Annotated in this window: 16 protein-coding genes; 10 read left to right on the top strand and 6 right to left on the bottom strand. The window is 65.9% G+C overall.

Going from position 1 to position 14816, the window contains the following annotated elements:
• Both dnaK and grpE read right to left on the bottom strand, forming a co-directional pair.
• On the bottom strand, positions 1-1271 hold a 1271-nt coding region (dnaK, locus tag LWW96_RS09550), incomplete at its 3' end, for a molecular chaperone DnaK (RefSeq protein ID WP_291486332.1).
• A 115-nt stretch (positions 1272-1386) separates the two neighbouring features.
• The gene (gene grpE, locus LWW96_RS09545) at positions 1387-1938 is read right to left on the bottom strand and encodes a nucleotide exchange factor GrpE (RefSeq protein WP_291486330.1); all 552 of its coding nucleotides are present in this window, start codon (positions 1936-1938) and stop codon (positions 1387-1389) included.
• Positions 1939-2280: 342 nt separating this feature from the next.
• On the opposite strand from grpE, the gene rpsF reads away from it, so the two are divergent.
• The 5 genes from rpsF to dnaB all read left to right on the top strand — a co-directional run bounded on the left by rpsF (position 2281) and on the right by dnaB (position 5341).
• Positions 2281-2661, top strand: a complete 381-nt coding sequence (gene rpsF / locus LWW96_RS09540) for a 30S ribosomal protein S6 (RefSeq protein ID WP_291486329.1) — start codon at positions 2281-2283, stop codon at positions 2659-2661.
• 15 nt (positions 2662-2676) lie between these two features.
• Complete coding sequence (gene priB, locus LWW96_RS09535) at positions 2677-2967, top strand: primosomal replication protein N (RefSeq protein WP_291486327.1); 291 nt, start codon at positions 2677-2679, stop codon at positions 2965-2967.
• A gap of 17 nt (positions 2968-2984) precedes the next feature.
• Positions 2985-3266 carry a 30S ribosomal protein S18 gene (rpsR, locus tag LWW96_RS09530; protein WP_044397946.1) on the top strand — a complete coding sequence of 94 codons (282 nt, stop codon included), beginning with the start codon at positions 2985-2987 and terminating at the stop codon, positions 3264-3266.
• Positions 3267-3278: 12 nt separating this feature from the next.
• Positions 3279-3731 carry a 50S ribosomal protein L9 gene (rplI, locus tag LWW96_RS09525; RefSeq protein WP_291486316.1) on the top strand — a complete coding sequence of 151 codons (453 nt, stop codon included), beginning with the start codon at positions 3279-3281 and terminating at the stop codon, positions 3729-3731.
• Between the two features lie 179 nt (positions 3732-3910).
• Positions 3911-5341, top strand: a complete 1431-nt coding sequence (gene dnaB / locus LWW96_RS09520) for a replicative DNA helicase (RefSeq protein ID WP_291486314.1) — start codon at positions 3911-3913, stop codon at positions 5339-5341.
• 88 nt (positions 5342-5429) lie between these two features.
• Here the strand turns inward: dnaB and LWW96_RS09515 are convergent, their stop codons facing one another.
• The 4 genes from LWW96_RS09515 to LWW96_RS09500 form a co-directional block, all read right to left on the bottom strand.
• Positions 5430-5816 (bottom strand): hypothetical protein, encoded by a 387-nt coding sequence (locus LWW96_RS09515; RefSeq protein ID WP_291486312.1) that lies wholly within the window; start codon positions 5814-5816, stop codon positions 5430-5432.
• Positions 5817-5818: 2 nt separating this feature from the next.
• Positions 5819-7588, bottom strand: coding sequence for a PhoH family protein (locus tag LWW96_RS09510; RefSeq protein WP_291486310.1), 1770 nt, complete (start codon positions 7586-7588; stop codon positions 5819-5821).
• Positions 7589-7781: 193 nt separating this feature from the next.
• Positions 7782-8267 (bottom strand): peroxiredoxin, encoded by a 486-nt coding sequence (locus LWW96_RS09505; RefSeq protein ID WP_291486308.1) that lies wholly within the window; start codon positions 8265-8267, stop codon positions 7782-7784.
• Positions 8268-8468: 201 nt separating this feature from the next.
• Positions 8469-8843 (bottom strand): Mth938-like domain-containing protein, encoded by a 375-nt coding sequence (locus LWW96_RS09500; RefSeq protein WP_291486306.1) that lies wholly within the window; start codon positions 8841-8843, stop codon positions 8469-8471.
• Between the two features lie 150 nt (positions 8844-8993).
• Here LWW96_RS09500 and LWW96_RS09495 point away from each other — a divergent pair, with 150 nt between their 5' ends.
• The 5 genes from LWW96_RS09495 to mobB all read left to right on the top strand — a co-directional run bounded on the left by LWW96_RS09495 (position 8994) and on the right by mobB (position 14811).
• Positions 8994-10229: a pyridoxal phosphate-dependent aminotransferase gene (locus LWW96_RS09495; protein WP_291486303.1), complete on the top strand. Its 1236-nt coding sequence runs from the start codon at positions 8994-8996 to the stop codon at positions 10227-10229.
• 36 nt (positions 10230-10265) lie between these two features.
• Complete coding sequence (locus tag LWW96_RS09490; protein ID WP_291486301.1) at positions 10266-11315, top strand: DUF1176 domain-containing protein; 1050 nt, start codon at positions 10266-10268, stop codon at positions 11313-11315.
• 48 nt (positions 11316-11363) lie between these two features.
• Positions 11364-12698 (top strand): homoserine dehydrogenase, encoded by a 1335-nt coding sequence (locus LWW96_RS09485; RefSeq protein WP_291486336.1) that lies wholly within the window; start codon positions 11364-11366, stop codon positions 12696-12698.
• Positions 12698-14143, top strand: coding sequence for a threonine synthase (gene thrC / locus LWW96_RS09480; protein ID WP_291486299.1), 1446 nt, complete (start codon positions 12698-12700; stop codon positions 14141-14143). The genes LWW96_RS09485 and thrC overlap by 1 nt, the downstream gene beginning before the upstream one ends.
• 104 nt (positions 14144-14247) lie before the next feature.
• Positions 14248-14811 (top strand): molybdopterin-guanine dinucleotide biosynthesis protein B, encoded by a 564-nt coding sequence (mobB, locus tag LWW96_RS09475; RefSeq protein WP_291486296.1) that lies wholly within the window; start codon positions 14248-14250, stop codon positions 14809-14811.
• Positions 14812-14816: the final 5 nt, after the last annotated feature.

Here is a 14816-nt window from a genome sequence, read left to right as displayed (position 1 = left end):
GCGAACTTCGTCGGGATGGTCGTGTTCTTCGTGATCATCTTGGTCATCACGCCGCCCAGGGTCTCGATGCCCAGGGACAGGGGCGTCACGTCCAGCAGCAGCACGTCCTTGCGGTCGCCCGACAGCACCTGGCCCTGGATGGCGGCACCCACGGCCACGGCTTCGTCAGGGTTCACGTCCTTGCGGGGGTCCTTGCCGAAGAATTCCTTCACCTTCTCCTGCACCTTGGGCATGCGGGTCATGCCGCCCACCAGGATCACGTCGTGGATGTCGGACACGGACACGCCGGCGTCCTTGATGGCCATGCGGCAGGGCGCAATGGTGCGCTCGATCAGCTCGTCCACCAGGCTTTCCAGCTTGGCGCGGGTGAGCTTGATGTTCAGGTGCTTCGGGCCCGAGGCATCGGCCGTGATGTAGGGCAGGTTGATGTCGGTGGAGGCCGAGTTCGACAGCTCGATCTTGGCCTTCTCAGCGGCTTCCTTCAGGCGTTGCAGGGCCAGGACGTCCTTGGACAGGTCCACGCCTTGCTCTTTCTTGAATTCGCTGATGATGTAGTCGATGATGCGCTGGTCGAAGTCTTCGCCGCCCAGGAAGGTGTCGCCGTTGGTCGACAGCACTTCGAACTGCTTTTCGCCGTCCACGTCCGCGATCTCGATGATGGACACGTCGAACGTGCCGCCGCCCAGGTCATACACGGCGATCTTGCGGTCGCCCTTTTCCTGCTTGTCCAGGCCGAAGGCCAGGGCTGCAGCCGTGGGTTCGTTGATGATGCGCTTCACATCCAGGCCCGCGATGCGGCCGGCGTCCTTGGTGGCCTGGCGCTGCGCGTCGTTGAAGTACGCGGGCACGGTGATCACGGCCTCGGTCACGGGCTCGCCCAGGTAGTCCTCGGCGGTCTTCTTCATCTTGCGCAGGATGTCGGCAGACACCTGCTGGGCCGACAGCTTCTTGCCGCGCACTTCCACCCAGGCGTCGCCGTTGTCCGCAGCCACGATGGAATAGGGCATCAGATCGATGTCCTTTTGCACTTCTTTTTCGGTGAACTTGCGGCCGATCAGGCGCTTGATGGCGAACAGCGTGTTCTTGGGGTTGGTCACGGCCTGGCGCTTGGCCGAGGCGCCGACGAGGATCTCGCCGTCTTCCTGGTAGGCCACGATGGAGGGCGTGGTGCGGGCGCCTTCGCTGTTCTCGATCACGCGGGTGGTGTTGCCTTCCATGACGGACACGCAGCTGTTGGTGGTGCCCAGGTCAATGCCGATGATTTTTCCCATGTTTTTTCTCCGAAATGCTGGAATGGTTTGGATGGCTAGTAACTTGTGGATAACTTGCGTCGCTTCAAGTCGTCCCTCTCGATTTATTTCAAGGCCGATGTCAAGGCGGCAGCAATTACTTCGGCGCCGTGACGGTGACCAGCGCGGGGCGCAACACCCGCTCGGCGATCACATAGCCCTTTTGCAGCACGGCCACCACGGTGTTGGGCTCCTGCTCGGCCGGCACCACGCTGATGGCCTGGTGCTGGTGGGGGTCGAACTTGGCGCCCGCCTCGGGGGCGATGGCCAGGACCTTGTTGCGCTCCAGGGCGGAGGTAAGCTGGCGCAGGGTGGCGTCGGCACCTTCGCGCAGTTGCTGCGGGGTCGCTTCCTTGATGGCCAGGGCGGCGTCCAGGCTGTCGCACACCGGCAGCAGGCTCTCGGCAAAACTCTCGATGCCGAACTTGCGGGCCTTGGACACTTCCTCTTCGGCGCGGCGGCGGGCGTTCTCGGCTTCTGCCTTGGCGCGCAGGAACTGGTCTGCCAGCTCGGCGCTCTTGGCCTTCAGCTCGGCCAGTTCGCCCTGCAGGCGGGCCAGCTCGTCAGAGGCGTGGGCAGCCATGGCGGCTTCGACTTCTTCGGGGGCGGGGGCGCTGGCAGCGGGGGTGGGGGAGCTGTTTTCGGACATGTCTTGTCTTGTGGTCTGAAGGAAATGGAAACAAGGGCCCCGGGGCCCGGATTGGCGGGTACGCGCGGCACTTGGGGGCAAGCGGCCGCAAATCAAGACCTGCCCGGGCGCGCCCTTGCGGCGGGCGCAGGGCGGAGGCCGCGCGCATTGTCGGTCATCGGCATGTCGGCCCGCGGCCTGGTTTTGCAAGGGGTGGCCCCGGCGGGGCGCGCCGGCAGGCCCGTGCGGACTGCCTGGGTGGCGGCCAGTGTACAAGCGCCAGCCGCCGGGCTATAATCGCAGGCTTTCCCTTGCCACACCACTTCACGACGCGGTGGGTGGCTTCATCCAGAAGGAGTCTGCATGCGTCATTACGAAATCATTTTGTTGATCCACCCGGATCAAAGCGAGCAAGTTCCAGCCATGCTGGAGCGCTACAAGGGCATGATCACCCAGGGCGGCGGCAAGATCCACCGCGTGGAAGACTGGGGCCGCCGTCAACTGGCGTACCTGATCAACAAGCTGGCCAAGGCCCACTACCTGTGCGTGAACATCGAAGCCGACCAGGCTGTGATGGCCGAGCTGGAGCACGCCTTCAAGTTCAACGACGCCGTGCTGCGCCACCTGACGGTTCAGAAGAAGAAGGCCGAGACCGGTCCTTCCTCCATGATGAAGACCGTGGAGCGCGAAGAAGCCCGCAAGGCCAGCCAGGCTGAGTACGCCGCAGCCGGCGGCGAGCGCTGATCCTTTCCCGTTGGAGTGGAGAACCGCGTCGTCTTGACCGCCTGTATCGCAGAGGCTGAGTCGCTGCGCTACACGCCCGCCGGACTGCCTGCCATCACGCTGCGCCTCGAACACGAGTCGCAGCAAACCGAGGCAGGCCATCCCCGCGAAGTCAAGGCGGCCATCAAAGCCGTCGCGTTCGGCGCGATGGCCGAGCGCCTGGCCCGGCAGAACATCGGAAGTCTCTGGACTTTCTCCGGTTTTCTGGCCAACCCGCGCAATGGCAAGACCCCGGTGCTCCACATCCAGGATATTCAACAAAATTAATTTTCAAGAGGTCCGCAATGGCCACGTTCAAGAAGTTCAACAAAGACAAGCGCCCCAAGCGCAACACCCAGTCCCTGCTGTTCAAGCGCAAGCGTTTCTGCCGCTTCACGGTGACGGGCGTTGAAGAGATCGACTACAAGGATGTCGACACGCTGCGCGACTTCATCGCCGAAAACGGCAAGATCATCCCCGCACGCCTCACCGGCACGCGCGCCATCTACCAGCGTCAGCTGAACACCGCCATCAAGCGCGCCCGCTTCCTGGCCCTGGTGCCCTACAGCGACCAGCACAAGATCTAAGGAGCACAACCCATGCAAATCATTCTGCTCGACAAGGTTGTGAACCTCGGCAACCTGGGTGAAATCGTCAAGGTCAAGGACGGTTACGCTCGCAACTTCCTGATCCCCTCGGGCCGCGCCCGCCGCGCTACCGAAGCCGCCAAGGCTGAGTTCGAAGCCAAGCGCGCCGAGCTGGAAAAGGCTGCTGCCGCCAAGCTGGCAGAAGCCCAGGCCCAAGGCGAAAAGCTGGGCGGCACCACCGTCAAGCTGACGCAAAAGGCTGGCGTGGACGGCCGTCTGTTCGGTTCCGTGACGAACCACGACATCGCCGAAGAGCTGAACAAGCAAGGCTACAAGATCGCCAAGTCGCAGATCCGCCTGCCCAACGGCCCCATCAAGACGGTGAGCGACTCCACGGTGAGCGTGGCCCTGCACACCGACGTGGTCGTCGAAGTCAACGTGTCGGTCTACGGCGAAACCGCCTGATCGGCCCTTGAGCTGCCGCAACAGCCGCCTCCGGGCGGCTTTTGCATTTGGGCTGCCGGTTTTTATACAGGCTTGCCCACGGGCTGTCCCGCCCTTTTCCACAGACTTATCCCCCGCCAGCTTGCGTGGGGAGAGGGTCCAGAGTCCCAACCGCCATCGCCTTTGCCCGGAGAGCCGCCATGTCTGCAGTGTTTCCCCCCTTGGAGGAGAACGGCTTCGCGCCGCATGTGCCGCCGGTGTCGTCCGACCGCGAGGTGGCGCAGTTGCGGGTGCCGCCGCATTCCATTGAAGCCGAGTCCAGCGTGCTGGGGGGCTTGCTGCTGGACAACAACGCCTGGGACCGCGTGGGCGACCTGCTGGTGGAAAGCCATTTCTACCGCCACGAACACCAGCTGGTCTACACCGCCATCGGTGCGCTCATCAATGCAAGCAAGCCGGCCGATGTGATCACGGTCTTCGAGCACCTGCAGAACCTGGGCAAGGCGCAGGAGGTGGGCGGGCTGGCCTACCTCAACAACCTGGCGCAGTATGTGCCGAGCGCCAGCAACATCCGCCGCTATGCGGAAATCGTGCGCGAGCGGGCCATCCTGCGCAAGCTCGTCACGGCCAGCGACGAGATCTCCACCAACGCCTTCAACCCCCAGGGCAAGACCGTGGAGCGCATCCTGGACGAGGCCGAAGCCAAGATCTTCGCCATCGGCGAGGAGGGCTCGCGCACCAAGCAGGGCTTCCAGTCGCTCGATTCGCTGGTGATCGACCTGCTCGACCGCGTGCAGGAGATGGCGGACAACCCGGTGGACGTGACCGGCGTGCCCACCGGCTTTGCCGACCTGGACCGCATGACCTCCGGGCTGCAGGCGGGCGACCTGGTGGTGCTGGCGGCCCGGCCGTCCATGGGCAAGACCTCGTTTGCCGTGAACATTGCCGAGCACGTGGCGCTCAACGAGGGCCTGCCCGTGGCCATCTTCTCGATGGAAATGGGGGCCGCGCAGCTGGCCGTGCGTATCGTGGGCTCCATCGGGCGGGTGAACCAGGGCAACCTGCGCACCGGCAAGCTGACGGACGACGAGTGGCCGCGCCTGACGGAGGCCATCGAAAAGCTGCGCACCGTGTCGCTGCACATCGACGAGACGCCGGGCCTGACCCCGGGCGAGCTGCGTGCCAACGCCCGGCGGCTGGCGCGCCAGTGCGGCAAGCTGGGGCTGATCGTGGTCGACTACCTGCAGCTCATGAGCGGCTCCGGTGCCGCCAGCGCCGACAACCGAGCCACCGAGCTGGGCGAAATCTCCCGGGGGCTCAAGATGCTGGCCAAGGAGCTGCAGTGCCCGCTGATCGCGCTGTCGCAGCTCAACCGTTCGGTGGAGCAGCGCACCGACAAGCGCCCCATGATGTCCGACCTGCGCGAGTCCGGCGCCATCGAGCAGGATGCCGACATCATCATGTTCATCTACCGCGACGACTACTACAACAAGGACTCCAAGGAGCCCAACGTGGCCGAGGTCATCATCGGCAAGCAGCGTAACGGCCCCACCGGCACGGTGAAGCTGTTCTTCCAGAAGAACCAGACGCGTTTCGAGAACCTGGCGATGGGCGGCGGAGACGACTACTAGTGAAATTGGCTGCTAGCGCCCATGGATAAAGCGCTGCAAGCTATAAAAATAGTAGCAAACAGGTTCTGGGCCGCCCGGCTCGCGCGCGTCAGCGCGTGAGCACCCAGGCCAGCAGGCCCGCGCAGACGCAGCCCAGCGCGACGGCGGCCAGCCGCAGCCGCCGGTAGCGTTGGCGCAGGTCGTCCACCGCCTGGATCACCTGGGCGTTTTGCTGGGCCAGCGACTGGATCAGTGCCGCGCTGTCCATCTGCTCCTGCTCCAGCTGCGCCACGCGCTCGCGCAGGTGCTGCAGCTGGGCCGGGACGGGCAGGCTGGACTCGGCCGGGTCCGGCAGGCCGCCGGCGGAGGCCGTGGCCTCGGCGCTGCCCTTGCGGGCCGCACCCAGCAGCTTTTTGGCGGCTTGCAGGATCTGTGGCGTTGCCTCGATGACGTCGCCCCAGGGCACCAGCTTGAGTGCTGCGACCCAACCCGCCATCGTCAGAGCACCTCGCTGGCGAAGTCCGCCAGGCGCGAGCGTTCGCCACGCGCCAGGGTGATGTGGCCGCTGTGCGGCCAGCCCTTGAAGCGGTCCACCGCGTAGGTCAGGCCGGACGAGCCTTCGGTCAGGTAGGGCGTATCGATCTGCGCCAGGTTGCCCATGCAGATGATCTTGGTGCCAGGGCCCGCACGGGTGATCAGCGTCTTCATCTGCTTGGGCGTCAGGTTCTGCGCCTCGTCGATGATCACGTACTTGTTGAGGAAGGTGCGCCCGCGCATGAAGTTCATGCTCTTGATCTTGATGCGGCTGCGGATCAGCTCGTTGGTGGCAGCGCGGCCCCATTCGCCCGCATTGCCGCCGTCGCCCTTGGCCAGAAACTCGAGGTTGTCGTCCAGCGCGCCCATCCAGGGACCCATCTTTTCTTCTTCGGTGCCGGGCAGGAAGCCGATGTCCTCGCCCACGCTCACGGTGGCGCGGGTCATGATGATCTCGGTGTAGCGGCGGTCGTCCAGCACCTGGGTGAGGCCTGCAGCCAGGGCCAGCAGGGTTTTGCCGGTGCCGGCCGTGCCGGTGAGGGTGACGAAGTCCACCTCTGGGTCCATGAGCAGGTTCATGGCGAAGTTCTGCTCGCGGTTGCGGGTGGTCACGCCCCACACGGCGTTCTTGGTGGAACCATAGTCCTTGAGGGTCTGCAGCACCGCCGTCTTCTCGCGGATCTCGCTCACCCGGGCAAACAGGCTGGGCTCGCCGGGCGCCTCGAAGTACACGAACTGGTTGATCATCAGCTGCGGCACGACGGGCCCGCCGATGCGGTAGTAGGTGTGGGAGCCGCTTTGCCAGCTCTCCACGTTCTTGCCGCTCTTGGTCCAGAAATCGGGGGGCAGGGCCATCACGCCGGCGTACAGCAGGTCGCCATCTTCCAGCGTCTTGTCGTTCTGGTAGTCCTCGGCCTGCAGGCCCAGGGCGCGCGCCTTGACGCGCATGTTGATGTCCTTGGACACCAGCACCACCTCGCGCGGCGCGTGCAGCTTGCGCAGCGCCTCGACCACGCCCAGGATCTGGTTGTCCGCCTTGCCCGGGGGCAGGCTGGTGGGCAGGCTGTAGTCGAGCGGCGCCGTCTGGAAGTACAGGCAGCCGCCGGCGGCGCGCTGGCCCGTGGAGTCCAGCTTCAGGCCGCGGGCGATGTCTGCACCCTGCACGCCCGCCAGCGCGTCCAGCGTCCGGCTGGTCTGGCGGCCGTTGCGGGCGACTTCCGTCATGCCCTTCTTGTGGGCGTCCAGCTCTTCCAGCACGATCATTGGCAGGAAGATGTCGTGTTCCTCAAAGCGGAACAGGCTGGTCGGGTCGTGCAGCAGCACGTTGGTGTCCAGCACGAACAGTTTGGTGGGGCCGGACGCTGGTGTGCGCTTGCTCCGCGTCGGCGCTTCCGAGGCCTTTTTCAGCGTGGCAGCGGCGGCGGTGGTGCTGCGCCGTGTGGCACCGCCACTGCGGGCCGATGGTGCGGCGAGCGCGGCGGGCTCGGGCGCCGCCAGCGCTCGGGGGGCTGCGGCCGTTGCGGCCATGGGCTCGGTGGCCGCTGCGCTGGCTGTTGCCGCCGTCAGCGCCTTGCCCCGGGCCTTGGTGGCGGACGTGCTGCGCGCGGCAGCGGGGGCGAGGACGGCGGGCTCGGCCGCCTCGATGGCCACGGCGGTGCGGGGCCGGGCGGGGACGTCAAAGGCTTCAGGAGCGAGCAGGGCGGCGCGCCGTGTGGGGGCGGGGGGCAGGGGCATGGTGGCAGGCCTCGGGAAGAGAGTGTTCAGAAAGCAAAAAGCCGCCTGGAGGCCAAGGCGGCTTTGTCGGTAGAGCGGAGGGTGTGCGTTGCGGCAACCAGGTGCATCGACCCATTATGCCTAGCCCGGGTGTCGCCCCGGTGCGGGCAGGGTCCGTGTGTGGTTTTAGCGCTGCAGGCTCCGCGTCCGTGGCTCAGGCGGCTTTCTTGAGCGCCTTGATGGACTTCACGGCCTTGAGCACCTCGTCCACGTGGCCGGGCACCTTCAGGCCGCGCCACTCTTGCACCAGCACGCCGTCGGGGCCGATCAGGAAGGTGCTGCGCTCGATGCCCTTGACCTTCTTGCCGTACATGATCTTGTTCTTGACCACGCCGAACATGTGGCACATTTTTTCCTCGGTGTCGGCGATCAGCTCGAACGGCAGTTCCAGCTTTTCCTTGAAGTCGTCGTGCGACTTCATGTTGTCGCGCGACACGCCGAACACGGCGGCGCCGGCCTTCACGAAGTCCTTGTACTTGTCGCGGAACTGCATGGCTTCGGTGGTGCAGCCGGGGGTGTTGTCCTTGGGATAGAAGTACAGCACCATCACCTGACCCAGGTGGGAGGTGTTGGAGACCTTGATACCACCGGTCGCGTTGGCTTCAAATTCAGGGAGGGGTTTGTTGACAACGATCGCCATAGCACTTCAATCTCTCAGGATGTAGTCGTTGAAAAGCCGGGGACGGATGTGTGCTTGCTCTTGGTGGCGCCCCCGACCGCAACCGTAAATTTTACTCTGAAAACCCCAGGCGACCAAATGTAAGACAGTGTGTCTTTCCCTGGGGCGGGGGGCGTTTTCGGTGGCGTGCGCCTGCGCTGCAGCGGGCGGCGGGCGGGCTGCTCAAGCCGCTTCGAGCACCAGCGCGGCCACCACGTTGCGGCCCTCTGCCGCCAGGATGTTGAAGGTGCGGCACGCGGCCGCGGTGTCCATGGTCTCCAGCCCCAGGCGCCGCGCCATCAGCGGCGCCAGCCAGGCGGCCGGCGGGAATCGGTTGCGGTTGCCGCTGCCGAAGATGATGAGTTCGGCGTCCAGCTCGGCCAGCTGCGCGAAGTGCGCGGGCGTGAGGTCCTCGAAGCGCGCGCAAGGCCAGGCTTCGCGCAGCCCGCTGGCGCCCACGATCACGCTGTGGGTGACCTTGTCGGCGTCGATCCCGATCCAGCCGGGGCCATAGCCGCTGATGGTTTGCGTGGTCGAGCGCTCGGGCTGGAATTTCATGGGCGGGAAGGGTTGTGCAGGCGCAAAGCGGCCGGATGGCTGCGGGGCGCCGGGCCCGGTGCCGGGGCTGATCTGTGGTCAAATTATAGGTTTCGCCCGGGCTGTCGCGCCCCGCGACGCCCTCCGACCCTACTGCCTTGTCGTCCGCGCATGAAAACCGTCCAGAAATCCGCCAAGCTCGCCAACGTCTGCTACGACATCCGGGGGCCCATCATGGACGCGGCCAAGCAGATGGAGGAAGAGGGCCACAAGATCATCAAGCTCAACATCGGCAACCTCGCGGTGTTCGGCTTTGATGCGCCGGAAGAGATCCAGCAGGACATGATCCGCAACCTGCCGAACTCGGCGGGCTATTCGGACAGCAAGGGCATTTTTGCGGCCCGCAAGGCCGTGATGCACGAGACCCAGAAGCAGGGCATCAAGGGGGTGACGCTGGACGACATCTACCTGGGCAATGGCGCCAGCGAGCTGATCGTGATGGCCACCAACGCACTGCTGGACAACGGCGACGAGCTTCTCCTGCCCTCGCCCGACTATCCGTTGTGGACGGCGGCGACCAGCCTGTCGGGCGGAACGCCCGTGCACTACCTGTGCGACGAGGCCAATGGCTGGATGCCGGACCTGGCCGACATCCGCGCCAAGATCACGCCGCGCACCAAGGGCATCGTGGTCATCAACCCCAACAACCCCACGGGCGCGCTGTACTCCGATGACCTGCTCAAAGGCATCGTCGCCATCGCGCGCGAGCACGGTCTGGTGATCTTCGCGGACGAGGTGTATGACAAGGTGCTGTACGACGGCGCCAAGCACACGGCCATCGGTTCGCTTTCCGAAGACGTGCTCACGCTCACCTTCAACTCGCTGTCCAAGAGCTACCGCTCGTGCGGCTACCGTGCCGGCTGGCTGGTGGTGTCGGGCGACAAGAAGGCCGCCAAGGACTACATCGAGGGCCTGAACATGCTCTCGAACATGCGCCTGTGCGCCAACGTGCCGGGCCAGTGGGCCGTGCAGACGGCGCTGGGCGGCTACCAGAGCATCAACGAGCTGGTGTGCGAGGGCGGGCGCCTGCGCAAGCAGCGCGACCTGGCCTATGAGCTCATCACGGCGATTCCGGGCGTCACCTGCGTGAAGCCCCAGGCGGCGCTGTACATGTTCCCGCGCCTGGACCCGGCGGTTTATCCCATCCAGGACGACCAGCAGTTCTTCCTGCAGCTGCTGCAGGAAACCAAGGTCATGCTGGTGCAGGGCACCGGGTTCAACTGGCCCGCGCCCGACCATTTCCGCATCGTGTTCCTGCCCCACGAGGACGACCTGCGGGACGCCATCGGCCGCGTGGCCAAGTTCCTGGAGCAGTACCGCAAGCGCATGCAGACGGTTGCGGCCTGACGCCGCGGGCGCCAAATTCCCTTGTTGACCACCACCATGCGCTGCCGTTTGCCTGCCCACCGGCCCACCCACCGTGCCGCGCCGTGGCGGGCGTCCGCGCGGGTGGCTGCATGGGCCTCGGTGGTGTGGGCCGCAGCGGCTGTGCACGCTGGCGGTACGCCGCCGGTCAGCTTTGCGCACAAGGACTGGGCCCTGCAATGCGACAACACCCGCACCTGCCGCGCGGTGGGCTACCAGTCCGAAAGCGGTGATTCCGAGCCCGTCTCCCTGCGGCTGACGCGCGAGGCGGGCCCGGGCACGCCGGTGCAGATCGAACTGCAGGTGTCTACCGAAAAGGCGAGCCCCGCGGCGCTGCACCTGAAGGTGGGCAGCCTGTCCCTGCCCGGCCTGCAGGGCGACACTCCGCGCATTCCGGCGCAGCAGGTGCCGCGCCTGGTGCAGGAACTGCTCAAGAACGATGAAGCCACCGTGGCGGCCGGCAAGGACCCGTGGGTGCTGTCGCTGGCTGGCGCCAGTGCCGTGCTGCTGAAGATGGATGAAGCCCAGGGGCGTGTCGGCACGCCCGGCGCGCTGGTGCGCCGCGGCACGCGGGCGGAGTCGTCGGTGCTGCCGCCGCTGCCCGCGCCGCGGGTGAACGCGGCCGTGCCGGTGGCCCAGCGCAAGGCAGACGCCGCGCTGGCCAAGCCGCTGATTGCGGCGCTGGACCGCGCCAGCGTGGAAGGCCAGTGCAATGGAGACGACCCGTTCCGCCCGGACCAGGTGCAGGTGTACCGGCTGACGGAGCGCAAGGTGCTGCTGTCCGTGCCCTGCGCCATGGGCGCCTACAACTTCAGCCAGCTGCTGTGGCTGGCCAACGACCGCCCACCCTACCAGCCGGTGCTGCTGGACGACGTGGACGGCGACTTCGACCCCGCCACCGGCACCGTGCGTTCGGCCATGAAGGGCCGTGGCATCGGCGACTGCTGGTTTGTGCGCGAGTGGTCGTTTGACGGCAAGGGGTTCGTGCTGGCCCGCGAGAGCGGCGACTCCCTGTGCCGTGGCTTCGCAGGCGGGGCGTGGCAGCTTCCTGTCTACGTCACCCGCTAGGCCTCCGCCCTGTTTTCGCAAGAGTTTGACTGCAATAGATCCATGACCATGAAACCCATTCAAGTAGGCCTGCTGGGCATTGGCACCGTCGGCAGCGGTGTGTTCAACGTGCTCCGGCGCAACCAGGACGAGATCAGCCGCCGTGCGGGCCGGGGCATTGCCATCACCATGGTGGCCGACCTGGACGTGGAGCGGGCCCGGAGTGTGGTGGGGGAGGGCGTGCAGGTGGTCAACGACGCCCGCGCCATCATCGCCAACCCTGACATCGACATCGTCATCGAGCTGATCGGTGGCTACGGCGTGGCCCGTGCGCTGGTGCTCGAGGCCATTGCCGCGGGCAAGCACGTGGTCACCGCCAACAAGGCCCTGCTGGCCGTGCACGGCACCGAGATCTTCGCGGCCGCGTCGGCCAAGGGTGTGATGGTGGCGTTCGAGGCCGCCGTGGCCGGCGGCATCCCCATCATCAAGGCGCTGCGCGAGGGCCTGACGGCCAACCGCATCCAGTGGATCGCCGGCATCATCAACGGCACCACCAACTTCATCCTGTCCGAGATGCGCGACAAGGGCCTGGACTTCGACGTGGTGCTCAAGGAGGCGCAGCGCCTGGGCTACGCCGAGGCCGACCCCACCTTCGACATCGAAGGCGTGGACGCCGCGCACAAGGCCACGCTGATGAGCGCCATCGCCTTCGGCATCCCGGTGCAGTTCGACAAGGCCTACGTCGAGGGCATCACCAAGCTGTCTGCGGCCGACATCCGGTACGCCGAACAGCTGGGCTACCGCATCAAGCTGCTGGGCATCACCAAGCGCGCCGAAAAGGGCATCGAGCTGCGCGTGCACCCCAGCCTGGTGCCCACCAAGCGTCTGATCGCCAACGTGGAAGGCGCCATGAACGCCGTGGTCGTGCAGGGCGATGCCGTGGGCACCACGCTGTACTACGGCAAGGGCGCGGGCAGCGAGCCCACCGCCAGTGCCGTGATTGCCGACCTGGTGGACATCGCCCGCCTGCACACGGCCGACCCGGAACACCGCGTGCCGCACTTGGCCTTCCAACCCCACACGCTGACCGATGCCATGGGCCAGCTGCCCGTGCTGCCCATGAGCGAAGTGGTCACCAGCTACTACCTGCGCCTGCGCGTGGCCGACCAGGCTGGTGTGCTGGCCAAGGTCACGGGCCTGCTGGCCGAGGCCGGCGTCAGCATTGACGCCGTGCTGCAGCGCGAGGCCGACGAAGTGGGCGGGGAAGGCTCCACGCAAACCGACCTCATCATCCTGACCCACGACACGCGTGAAGGCACCATGGATTCCGTCATCGCGCAGATGCAGGCCCTGCCCACGGTGCTGGCGCCCATCACGCGCATCCGCAAGGAGGAGCTGAACTGATGCGTTACCTTTCCACGCGCGGGCACGCAGACCGCAAACAGTTCTGCGACATCCTGCTCGAAGGCCTGGCGCCCGATGGCGGCCTGTACCTGCCCGAGCACTACCCGCAGGTGGACGACGCCGCGCTGACGAAGCTCCGCAAGGCGTACCACGAGCAGGGCTACGCCGAGCTGGCCTTCCAGATCCTGTCGCTGTACATCGACGACATCCCGGCGGCCGACCTCAAGGCCCTGTGCGCCAAGACGTACACCGCCGAAGTCTTCGGCACCGGCGAGATCGTGCCCCTGCGCCACCTGGAAGACGGCCTGTGGCTCGAAGCCCTGTCCAACGGCCCCACGCTGGCCTTCAAGGACATGGCCATGCAGCTCTTGGGCAACTTGTTCGAGTACGAGCTGGGCCGCCGTGGCGCGGAGCTGAACATCCTGGGCGCTACCAGCGGCGACACCGGCAGCGCGGCCGAATACGCCATGCGCGGCAAGCAGGGCATCCGCGTCTTTATGACCAGCCCGCACGGCCGCATGAGCCCCTTCCAGCAGGCGCAGATGTTCAGCCTGCAGGACGCGAACATCCACAACATCGCCATCGAAGGCGTGTTCGATGACTGCCAGGACATCGTGAAGGCGGTGAGCAACGACCTGGAGTTCAAGCGCAAGTACAAGATCGGCACCGTCAACTCCATCAACTGGGCGCGCCTGCTGGCGCAGGTGGTGTACTACTTCGCGGGCTACATCCAGGCCACCGAGACGAATGATCAGAAGGTCAGCTTCACCGTGCCCTCGGGCAACTTCGGCAACGTCTGCGCCGGCCATGTGGCCCGCATGATGGGCCTGCCCATTGCCAAGCTGGTGGTGGCGACGAATGAGAACGACGTGCTCGACGAGTTCTTCCGCACCGGCGTGTACCGCGTGCGCGGGAGTAGCGACACGCACGAAACGTCGAGCCCGTCCATGGACATCAGCAAGGCCAGCAACTTTGAGCGCTTCGTGTTCGACCTGCTGGGCCGCGACGGCGCCAAGACCCGGGCACTGTTTGGCGACGCACTGTCGCAAACGGGCCAGTTCGACCTGAGCCAAGACCCGCGCTTTGCCGACGCGGCCGCCAAGTACGGCTTTGAAAGCGGCAAGAGCACGCACGCCGACCGCCTGGCCACCATCCGGGACAACTACCAGCGCCATGGCGTCACCATCGACACCCACACTGCCGACGGCGTGAAGGTGGCGCTGGAGCACCACCGCGATGCGAACGTGCCCATGATCGTGCTGGAGACGGCGCTGCCCATCAAGTTCGCGGCCACCATCGAGGAAGCCCTGGGTCATGCGCCCGAGCGGCCCGCCAAATTTGAAGGCATCGAAGCCCTGCCCAAGCGCGTGCAGGTGATGCCGGCGGATGTGGCGCTGGTCAAGGCCTACATCGAACGCCACTGTGCGCCCGCCGTGCTGGGCTGACCGGCAACGGCTCACGGCGTTTGTTTTTGAACTAAAAATGCCCCTGGCGCTTGTCTGGTAAGCGCAAGCAGCTATAAATAGCGTAGCAATACGAGGAGCATTGGATGAAGGTTGTAGGCTTCGCCGGGTTCTCTGGCAGCGGCAAGACCACGCTGGTGGAGCAAGTGATTCCGGAGCTGCGCCTGCGCGGTCTCCGGGTGTCGGTGGTCAAGCATGCCCACCACAGCTTTGACATCGACCACCCCGGCAAGGACACCTATCGCCACCGGGAGGCCGGGGCTTTTGAAGTGGTGGCCGCGTCGGACAAGCGCCTGATGCTGGTGCGCGAGTTCGAGCGCCCCGCCACGCTTTCCGTGCACCACCTGCTGGCCGAGCTGTACCAGGGCGTGGACTGGGTCCTGGTGGAAGGCTTCAAGGACAGCGATCTGCTCAAGATCGAAGTGTGGCGCGCACCCGAGGCCGGGCAGCAACCCAAGCCCGTGCGCTATCCCGAGGACGATTTCGTGGTGGCCGTGGCCACCGACGCGCCGGCCCGGCTGCCCGTGCCCACGCAGTTGCCGCTGCTGGACCTGAACCAGCCCGCGCAGGTGGTGGACTGGCTGCTCGAATACGCCCACCGCTTTGAGTACAACTGGGAGCTGCACGGCGGTCTGTTGCCGTCGGCATGAGCATG

Origin of the sequence: Acidovorax sp. (assembly GCF_021287135.1) — a bacterium.
Taxonomy (GTDB): Bacteria; Pseudomonadota; Gammaproteobacteria; order Burkholderiales; family Burkholderiaceae_C; genus Acidovorax.
The sequence above is the reverse complement of the archived record's forward strand: the minus strand, read 5'-3'. Positions and strand labels throughout refer to the sequence as shown.

What these genes read in the sequence shown, in the direction of transcription:
- grpE (WP_291486330.1), bottom strand. Translation starts at nt 1,938, where the DNA reads ATGTCCGAAAACAGCTCCCCCACCCCCGCTGCCAGCGCCCCCGCCCCC.
- rpsF (WP_291486329.1), top strand. Translation starts at nt 2,281, where the DNA reads ATGCGTCATTACGAAATCATTTTGTTGATCCACCCGGATCAAAGCGAG.
- rpsR (WP_044397946.1), top strand. Translation starts at nt 2,985, where the DNA reads ATGGCCACGTTCAAGAAGTTCAACAAAGACAAGCGCCCCAAGCGCAAC.
- rplI (WP_291486316.1), top strand. Translation starts at nt 3,279, where the DNA reads ATGCAAATCATTCTGCTCGACAAGGTTGTGAACCTCGGCAACCTGGGT.
- dnaB (WP_291486314.1), top strand. Translation starts at nt 3,911, where the DNA reads ATGTCTGCAGTGTTTCCCCCCTTGGAGGAGAACGGCTTCGCGCCGCAT.
- LWW96_RS09515 (WP_291486312.1), bottom strand. Translation starts at nt 5,816, where the DNA reads ATGGCGGGTTGGGTCGCAGCACTCAAGCTGGTGCCCTGGGGCGACGTC.
- LWW96_RS09510 (WP_291486310.1), bottom strand. Translation starts at nt 7,588, where the DNA reads ATGCCCCTGCCCCCCGCCCCCACACGGCGCGCCGCCCTGCTCGCTCCT.
- LWW96_RS09505 (WP_291486308.1), bottom strand. Translation starts at nt 8,267, where the DNA reads ATGGCGATCGTTGTCAACAAACCCCTCCCTGAATTTGAAGCCAACGCG.
- LWW96_RS09500 (WP_291486306.1), bottom strand. Translation starts at nt 8,843, where the DNA reads ATGAAATTCCAGCCCGAGCGCTCGACCACGCAAACCATCAGCGGCTAT.
- LWW96_RS09495 (WP_291486303.1), top strand. Translation starts at nt 8,994, where the DNA reads ATGAAAACCGTCCAGAAATCCGCCAAGCTCGCCAACGTCTGCTACGAC.
- LWW96_RS09490 (WP_291486301.1), top strand. Translation starts at nt 10,266, where the DNA reads ATGCGCTGCCGTTTGCCTGCCCACCGGCCCACCCACCGTGCCGCGCCG.
- LWW96_RS09485 (WP_291486336.1), top strand. Translation starts at nt 11,364, where the DNA reads ATGAAACCCATTCAAGTAGGCCTGCTGGGCATTGGCACCGTCGGCAGC.
- thrC (WP_291486299.1), top strand. Translation starts at nt 12,698, where the DNA reads ATGCGTTACCTTTCCACGCGCGGGCACGCAGACCGCAAACAGTTCTGC.
- mobB (WP_291486296.1), top strand. Translation starts at nt 14,248, where the DNA reads ATGAAGGTTGTAGGCTTCGCCGGGTTCTCTGGCAGCGGCAAGACCACG.